We start from the raw sequence: 8597 nt of genomic DNA on the forward strand, positions 1-8597 counted from the left end.
CAAACGTACTCGTCCCATACTTTGAAGACTTAAGCAATTCCTCTACAAGTGATAATAAACGCTCACTCTCTACAGCTACATAACGCAGGCTCTCCTGTACATCTTCCTTCGCCTTCAACTTCGGAATTAAATCCACATAGCCAATAATCGCAGTTAGCGGCGTTTTTAGCTCATGCGTAATACGGTCTAAGAAATCTTTCTGCTTCTCTTTCTCCTCTTTCAATTGCTTAATATGCAGTTCAATTCCATCAGCCATCGCATTAAAAGATGCTGAAAGCTGAGCAATTTCCACATATTCATTTAGCTCAATCTTGCTTTTATAATCACCATTCGCAAGCCGCTTTGCCATTTGCCTTAACTGATCAATTGGCTTATGCAGAGACTTTGCCAAACGAATTGCAAAGAAAATACCCGCAGCTACTAGACAAAGAGACGTCATTAAAAACGTCCAACCGACATTTGTTAAAACTTCCTTCTCACCCGTTAACTCATTTATAAAACGAACACTTCCGATGACATCGTTTCCATAATAAACTGGGCTTGAAAACAATAGAATTGGAGCTGGGTCTCCCTCTTCAAAAACATAAGATTTCTTCCCCTTCAAAGAACTCGCAATATCGATATTCCGATGAAGGAGTGCTCCTTTTTGCGTATCCGCAACAACATCTCCATTCTTCCCAATCATCTGTACACGGACATCCATACGCTTCGCTAAATACGAAGCAATTAAAAGTGAATTAGGACCGAGCGTCTCGACCTCTGCTTCCTTCTCTAAATAATTCATCGTATAAATTTGTGCTTCTACACTTAACTTTTCTAAAGAATTTGCCGCGTTATGATACATATTCTTTTCTAATGTAATATAAACAACTGCGTACAAAAGAACAAAAATCGGGATTAACAGTCCCACTATTCCAAACACCATATTCCTTTTTAAAGACATACCATCACCACTTAACAATCCAGTTTATAGCCGACGCCATAAATTGTCTTAATATATTCCCCGCTATTCCCTAGCTTCTTCCGCAGTCTTTGCACCATAATATCAACCGCTCTCGTATTTCCGATATACTCAAATCCCCATACTTTCTCAAGTAACTCATCTCTCATAAATACACGCTGCGGATTTGAAACAAATAACTGACATAAATTAAACTCTCGGTACGTTAACTGAATTTCTTGTCCACTAACATGCACTTTTCTTTCCTTAGGACAGATCTTTATCTCCCCCGCCCCAATTACTTCATGGCTTACCGTTACCTCTGTCTTCTTCACACGCCGCGTCATATTCTTGACCCGAAGAATAAGCTCTGCATAATTAAACGGCTTCGTCACATAATCATCTGCACCAAGCTGCAGACCAAGCAATTTATCATTCATCTGACTCTTCGCAGTTAACATCAGTACTGGAATATCCCTATTCTTCTCACGGAACAAACGAAGCAACTCATACCCATCTGTATCTGGAAGCATAACATCCAAAATCAATACATCCGGCCCATCATTCCATTTCTCTAAAGCTTCTCTTCCATCAGCCGCCGTGAGCACTTCATACCCTTCCATCTCCAACTGCATCCGAATCAAATTACGAATACTCGATTCATCATCAACTACAAGTATTTTCATCATTCTCCTCCTTCCATCTGGAATTATAGTACAGTTTAGTATAGCAAAAATCTTATAAAAAAAGAGAGGGTATTGTCGAACATATGTTGAACGACAATACCCTCTCTTTCACTTATTATATTTTATTTATCATACCCATTAGGTTGCTTCTGATGCCAATTCCAAGCATGCTCAATGATTGTTTTCACATTTACATACTGAGGATCCCAACCTAACTTCTCTTTCGCTTTCTGAGAAGAAGCAACTAAACGTGCTGGATCTCCCGCACGACGCGGTGCTACCTCAGCAGGAATTTCATGATTTGTAACTTCACGAACTGCATCAACGATTTCTTTAACACTGAAGCCATTACCATTTCCTAAGTTATAGAAATCACTTTCTCCACCGTTCTGTAGGTCTTTAAGTCCTAAGAAGTGAGCTGCCACTAAATCTTCAACATGAATATAATCACGGATACAAGTACCATCTGGTGTATTATAGTCATCACCAAACATCATAATCTTCTCACGTTGACCTAACGCCACTTGTAATACAAGAGGAATTAAATGCGTCTCTGGACGGTGATCTTCCCCAATAATACCATTTGGAGTTGCACCAGCTACGTTAAAGTATCTGAAAATCTTATAACGTAAATTAGAAGCTTGGCTATACCAATGAAGCATCTTCTCGATTGCTAACTTCGTTTCTCCATACGTATTCGTTGGATTTGTCATCGTTTCCTCAGTAATAAGGTCCACATCTACCTCACCATACGTCGCCGCAGTAGAAGAGAAAATAAACTTATCCACCTTAAACTCATCCATTACCTCTAATAAGCAAAGTGCACCGTACACATTGTTATTATAATATTGCAGAGGCTTCTCCATACTAACTCCAACTAAAGAATCAGCTGCAAAATGCATAACCGCCTCAATATTTTCTTGTGTAAAAACATCTCTTAAAAATGCTTTATCACGAAGGTCGCCATTATAAAACTTCGCACCTTCCGTAATTGCATCCTCATGACCAGTTTGTAAATTATCTACTACTACTACAGATAAACCTTCGTCTACTAATTTTTTCACAGCGTGAGAACCGATATAACCAGCTCCGCCGCAGATTAGAATTGAGTTCATTGTCTTCCTCCTACATATATTAGGATTTCTTATTCACTTACTTATTATAAAAGGTATACGATTGCTCGTATACCTTTTGTGTACCTTTATTACTTAGCAACGAAATAATCCGTTACATATTGTGCCCAAACTTCATGCCCTTTAGCACTTGGGAAACCGAATTCTTCTGTTAAATATGGTAGGATAGCCTTCGTTGCTGCATCAGGCCACGCTCCCCAATGATCCACATATGTATAACCATCTTGCGTCGCAAATTGCTTTAACGCCTCAATCGCCTTCGGATAATTCTTCGCACCATACACTGGGTTTGGTGGTTGAATCATAATCGTAGCACCCTTTGCACTAGTAGAAAGTGCTTGTACAAATTTCTGTGTACTCGCAACAGAGTTTCCATTACCAGTTTTACCATTGTCAGTAATAAATGGTGGTTCGAATAAAATCACATCTGGATTATCTTTCGCAATCTCTTTATCACGCTTATTTGCGATTAACTCTTCTGTGCTTTCACCTTTATATTCCTTTACTGTCACATTCCATAACCCTTTACCGTAAGCAGTTTCTAAATTAGCCGTTAACTTAGCTGCCCAAGCATCTTTTTCAGATGAAGAAGCTTCATCACCAACAATAACAAGATTTACTGCCTTTTTATCCTCAGCAGCTTTCTTTAACTTCTCTTTCACTTCATCTGGTAGATTTTTCGCATATGCTTCATTAAAAGATGAATTCGCATCTTGTTTTTTCTCTGTTTTCTTTGCTCCGCTATCTTTCACTTCAGAATTCGTTTTCGTTACTTCACTCGTCTGTCCCGTTGCACGCGCAACTTTCTTATTCCAGTATAATTTACCGCTCACAACAGAAGCTACAAACAATACAAAAATAACTAGGACAAGTACTGCTTTCTTATTCATCGATTCACCTCATCTATTAATCTCACAATATATAATATTAATATAAATCCATGCAAAAATAAACCCAACTCCTACCAAAGGAGTTGGGTTATTACATATTACTTAGTCACTTCAAGATGCGCTCTTAATTTATTCGTAATATCTTGTTTCGCTGCATCTGGAACGTAGTAGTACCAAATACCATCAGCAGCTTTGTGGCCGTCACCTGGGATTTGGATTTCTTCACTGTTCTGTAAGCAATCTTTATAGTTCTTTTGAATATCAAACATTTGATCTTGCGTTAAACTTGTTTTAACGTTTTTCTCAATTGCTTTTAATACATCACCGTAACTCGCTAAAGAGGATACACTTGCACCCTTTTTAATTACAGCTTGGATGACTTGACGTTGGCGCATTTGACGGCCGAAGTCTCCGCGAGTATCTTCATAACGCATTCGTGAAAACAATAGAGCTGTCTCTCCAGTCAAGTGGATAGGACCTTTCGCAAAGTGTAAACCACCATAGTTAAAGTCCATGTCATTATTAACATCAATACCACCTACTGCATCAACGATGTCTCTAAATCCTTCCATATTCACTTCAATATAATGATCGACCGGTACGTCTAAAAAATTCTCAACAGTTTTTACTGCCATATTAATTCCACCAAATGCATATGCATGATTAATTTTATCTTTTTTACCTTTTCCCACAATTTCTGTATACGAATCACGTGGTATGCTAAGAATTTTCATTGATTTCTTCTGTGGATTTAAGGTAAATAGCAATAATGAATCTGATCTTCCTTTATCCTCCCCTCTTTCATCAACTCCCATCATTAAAATGGATATAGGTTTTTGATCACTAATATCTACTTGATTAGCGCGTTTCTCTGACTTATTTCTATCTAATGGCTTATGGACAGCCCCTAATGTATCTGATACTGAAGAATATACATAATATATATATCCTCCTCCTGCAAGAATTACAAAACTTAAAATCCCCAAAAACCAAAATAATACTTTTCTTTTCATTCCTTTACCTCTTTTTCTATTTATAAGTAATTTAATTAAGACTCCGTTTTCTTTACCTTTATAGCATTCATTACATTTATCCTTAGTAACCACAACATAACTATATAAGAAATAGCTCCAACAAACAGACTTAACACTAAATTAAAACACCTTATAATAAAATGATTGCTGTAATTAAACTCCGCAATACATTCATATGAAACATATAATACCATTGCCATTACAACACAGGATATAAAGCACTTTATAAAATTCACTCCAAAATGCCTTATTGGAAACTTATATTCAGTCTGATTTAATCTATAAATTAATAAAAGTGTAGTGAATATAGCCGAGAGACTTGTTGCTAACGCAATCCCCACTAAACCATACCATTTTACCAATATAACACTACTAATAATGTTTAAAATAACAGTCAATATGCCATTATACATGGGCGTTTTTGTGTCATGTAATGAAAAGAAGACCCTATTCAATATATCCCTGTATCCAAAAAATAACATACCTATACAATAGTAGCATAAAACACTTGCAGTCAGCTTAGTAGTATTAGATTGAAATGCCCCTCGTTCAAAGATTACTTCTACTATTTGGAAATTCAATACTAATAAAATAGTTACTAGTGGCATAATTAGAATATTCACAAATTCAAGTGCTGTTTTTAATGTCTTACCAAAAACTGTATAATCTTTCTTTGCAACAGCATTCGATAATATAGGATAAATTATTGTTGCGATGGATATAGATACTATTCCAAACACAAAATTATTTAAAGTACTTGCATAATTGAAAACCGCGACGCTCCCCTTTTCTAGAGTAGAAGCTAAAGATCTATCTACCATTGTACTTAACTGTTGAACAGATGTACTAATTAAAATTGGAGTGAACAATTTATACAATGCACTCATATTTTCTTCTCTCATATCAAAATGCAGATTATATGAGTATCCCGATTTTTTCATGGCAACCAATAGCATTATAACCTGTAAAATGGCTCCAGCGACATAGGCCCACACTACACCTTGTACATCTAAACTAGCACTATATAAAACAGCAAAAATAATAACTAGATTCTGTGGTATTAATACTATATTTGGAATAAAATAACGTTCATTAGCTTGAAGATAGCTAGTCATAATATTTGCTATGCCTACAAACAATATAGTAGGAGCTATAATCTTAGTTAATTCATTTGCTAAATCAAAAGTTCTCTTATCAAATCCAATTGAAAAAATACTAACTATTTCTTTAGAAAAAATTAAACATATAAATGTAATAATTAAGCTAATGCAACATACTAAATTTAAAAGATTATTAGTAAATTTATTTCCTTCACTATCACCTTTATTCTGCCGAATTTTCGAATACACTGGTATAAACGCTGTACCACAAGCAAAGGCTATACTGGAAAAAATAATTGTAGGTATAGATAGCGCTGTAAATAAGGCATCCGCCTTATAGCTGGCACCAAAATACTTCCCAATTAAAACCTCCCGAAAAAAGCCTAATGCCTTACCACATAAAGTTACAATCATCACTATTAGCGTAATTCTACTTAAATTTTTAGTTTTCAACCTAATATTTCCCCTATTTCTTCTTTGATATTAAATTAGTATATAAGTTGATAATTTGTTCATTCATCATCTGACTAGTGAAATTTTCACGAAGAATATTATACCCATTTCTACCCATCTCTTCCAAAACATCTTTATCTAATGAGTTGAGCACCTTAACCATATCTTCTTCAGACTCTATATCTATATGATAACCATTTACCCCATCTTGTACTAATTCGGGAAGTGCTGCTTTATTACTACAAATAATTGCTTTACCATTTTTCATTCCTTCTAATGCTACTAATCCGAAACCTTCCCATCTTGACGGCATAATGACAGCATCGAACTTCTTTATATAAGAGTCAATATTACTGTTATCTATCCAGCCTAAACTAACAACATTTCGAGGAATATTTATTTCATTATCAGCCAAAACACTATCACCTATAGTATATAGTTTAATATTGGGCAAGTCATGATTCTTCATTAAATCGAATATAATATCTATTCCCTTTGCTCGATCAAATCTACCAATATACAAGAGATTTATTAATTCTTTATCTAAAGAGAGATCGTTTTCCTTACATTCACTAGCATGTAAATCTATCCCACTCTTTATCGTTGTCATTTTTTTTGCATTTAAACCAAATTTTTTCGCTTCTTCATATTCATAATCAGATATATTAATTATCTTATCCGTTTTTAAGGATAAAAACTTTTCTATCATCGCAAATAACTTTTTCTTAGCATTACTAATATCCATAATAAAGGCCCATCCATGGGGACAATATACAATTTTCACTTTCTTTCTTTTACATATATAAAGCAACCTAACCATTAAGCCAGCAAAAGTGCTGTGAAGGTGGATAATATCTGGATTTATCTCCTTTATAATCCCCCTGATTTTTAGTGTTCCAAAAAAAATACCTGGAATACCACGTTTATATTTATATCTATATACATTCTCATTAATAATATTAAATTCTTGTTCTGAATTATAATCACTAAGAGCTAAATATACATTTTCAATTGCTCCATTTTCTTTTTGAGTATTAAGTACGTTGTTAACATATGTAGCTACTCCACCCTTAACATACTCTCCAATATGAAGAACTCTCACTTTATCCCACCTTTATCCTTTAATAAATCCAAATATAAACCTTCTATTTTTTTTCCTGTTCTATTAGCAAAAAGATACTTTTTCCTTTCTTCCATATTAATATTTAAATACTGTTTCTCCCCACTATAAATTCCCATTAAAACTTTTGCAATTTCTTCACTATTACCTGGAGGAACCAAATATCCATTTTTCGCGTCTACTACTAGCTCTTTAAGTCCACCAACCATCGTGGCTATCAAGGTATGATTTCTAGATATTGCTTCCATAGCCACAATTCCACCTGGTTCCCAAATAGAAGGCATCAAAACAATAGGGATATCATTAACCTTTTTCCATGGTGCTTTATTAGCTGGAATGAAATCAACATTGCTATCTAATTGATATTGATTAACTCTTTGTTCAATTTCATTTCTTAATTCACCACTACCAATGATTTTTATTTTAAATTTAATATTATTTTGTTTTAATAAATGCAACGCATCAATTAATTCTATTAAACCTTTCTGCTTAGCTAGCCGGCCAATATAACACATATTTAAGATATCTTTTCCCTCGGAATTATCTATCTTTTCAAAAACCTCTTCTTCTGAAACCAAATCGATTCCATTTTCTATTAAAACAATGTTAGAGTTTTTTTTGCTTAATTCACTATAAGATTTTTTCGAAATAACAATGTATTTATTTGCAAGTTTTGCTAAATAACTTGCATACAAATCATAATTTTTTCTAGGTCCACCATGTCCTGTATGAACTACAGGTATTTTATTTTTTTTTATTTTTTGTAAAATTTTCACCACTAAAAGACTATACAATGAATGTGTATGTATAACATCTGGGTCAAAATCTCTGATACTTTCGTATACAGCATTTATCGTACGTTTAATTCTATACTTATCACCAAATTCTTTAAGGATATAAGTACTAACCCCCATATTTTGAAATTCCTCTAATTTACTTCCTTCAACTGTACATAATCCAACCTCAAACTTTTCAGTACCTATTAAATATCCTGCTGTTTGTTCAATAACTTTTTCTGTCCCACCATATTCACATGCAGGAAATACGTTCAAAATTTTTATTTTCCTCATAAAATTCTCCTTATTAAACGCTTATATAATAAAGATGTTTAGAACTTATAAATACCTAACAAAAAAAGATTCCCTTTTAACCAGGAAATCTTTTAACTATCTTTATTACTTCGTTTATCTAATAATGTATGACAATATAAAATTACATAGAAATACATCGGAATCATTACA

8 protein-coding genes are annotated in these 8597 nt (G+C 34.1%); all 8 read right to left on the reverse strand.

Annotation, left to right across the window (positions count from 1 at the left end; all coding sequences use genetic code 11):
* Positions 1–943, reverse strand: a 943-nt coding sequence (locus MR113_RS25840; RefSeq protein ID WP_242257329.1) for a histidine kinase dimerization/phospho-acceptor domain-containing protein, incomplete at its 3' end; no start/stop codon positions are given.
* An 11-nt stretch (positions 944–954) separates the two neighbouring features.
* Positions 955–1626: a response regulator transcription factor gene (locus MR113_RS25845; protein ID WP_242257330.1), complete on the reverse strand. Its 672-nt coding sequence runs from the start codon at positions 1624–1626 to the stop codon at positions 955–957.
* Positions 1627–1748: 122 nt separating this feature from the next.
* Positions 1749–2741, reverse strand: a complete 993-nt coding sequence (gene galE, locus MR113_RS25850) for a UDP-glucose 4-epimerase GalE (RefSeq protein WP_242257331.1) — start codon at positions 2739–2741, stop codon at positions 1749–1751.
* Positions 2742–2830: 89 nt separating this feature from the next.
* Positions 2831–3649: an SGNH/GDSL hydrolase family protein gene (locus MR113_RS25855; RefSeq protein ID WP_242257332.1), complete on the reverse strand. Its 819-nt coding sequence runs from the start codon at positions 3647–3649 to the stop codon at positions 2831–2833.
* Between the two features lie 98 nt (positions 3650–3747).
* Entirely contained in the window at positions 3748–4662 is a 915-nt protein-coding gene (gene tagU / locus MR113_RS25860) for a polyisoprenyl-teichoic acid--peptidoglycan teichoic acid transferase TagU (protein ID WP_242257333.1), read from the reverse strand.
* Positions 4663–4697: 35 nt separating this feature from the next.
* A complete protein-coding gene (gene murJ / locus MR113_RS25865) occupies positions 4698–6236 on the reverse strand; it encodes a murein biosynthesis integral membrane protein MurJ (protein ID WP_242257334.1) in 1539 nt (512 codons plus the stop codon).
* Positions 6237–6249: 13 nt separating this feature from the next.
* A complete protein-coding gene (locus MR113_RS28530) occupies positions 6250–7338 on the reverse strand; it encodes a glycosyltransferase (protein WP_242257335.1) in 1089 nt (362 codons plus the stop codon).
* Entirely contained in the window at positions 7335–8426 is a 1092-nt protein-coding gene (locus MR113_RS25875; protein WP_242257336.1) for a glycosyltransferase family 4 protein, read from the reverse strand. Before MR113_RS25875 ends, MR113_RS28530 begins: the two co-directional genes overlap by 4 nt.
* Positions 8427–8597 lie beyond the last annotated feature (171 nt).

Origin of the sequence: Bacillus cereus group sp. BfR-BA-01379 (genome assembly GCF_022663605.1) — a bacterium.
Classification (GTDB): Bacteria; Bacillota; Bacilli; order Bacillales; family Bacillaceae_G; genus Bacillus_A; species Bacillus_A mobilis.

Bases quoted from the DNA above. Each gene is read 5' to 3' on its own strand.
- MR113_RS25845 (WP_242257330.1), bottom strand. From the start codon at position 1,626: ATGAAAATACTTGTAGTTGATGATGAATCGAGTATTCGTAATTTGATT.
- galE (WP_242257331.1), bottom strand. From the start codon at position 2,741: ATGAACTCAATTCTAATCTGCGGCGGAGCTGGTTATATCGGTTCTCAC.
- MR113_RS25855 (WP_242257332.1), bottom strand. From the start codon at position 3,649: ATGAATAAGAAAGCAGTACTTGTCCTAGTTATTTTTGTATTGTTTGTA.
- tagU (WP_242257333.1), bottom strand. From the start codon at position 4,662: ATGAAAAGAAAAGTATTATTTTGGTTTTTGGGGATTTTAAGTTTTGTA.
- MR113_RS25875 (WP_242257336.1), bottom strand. From the start codon at position 8,426: ATGAGGAAAATAAAAATTTTGAACGTATTTCCTGCATGTGAATATGGT.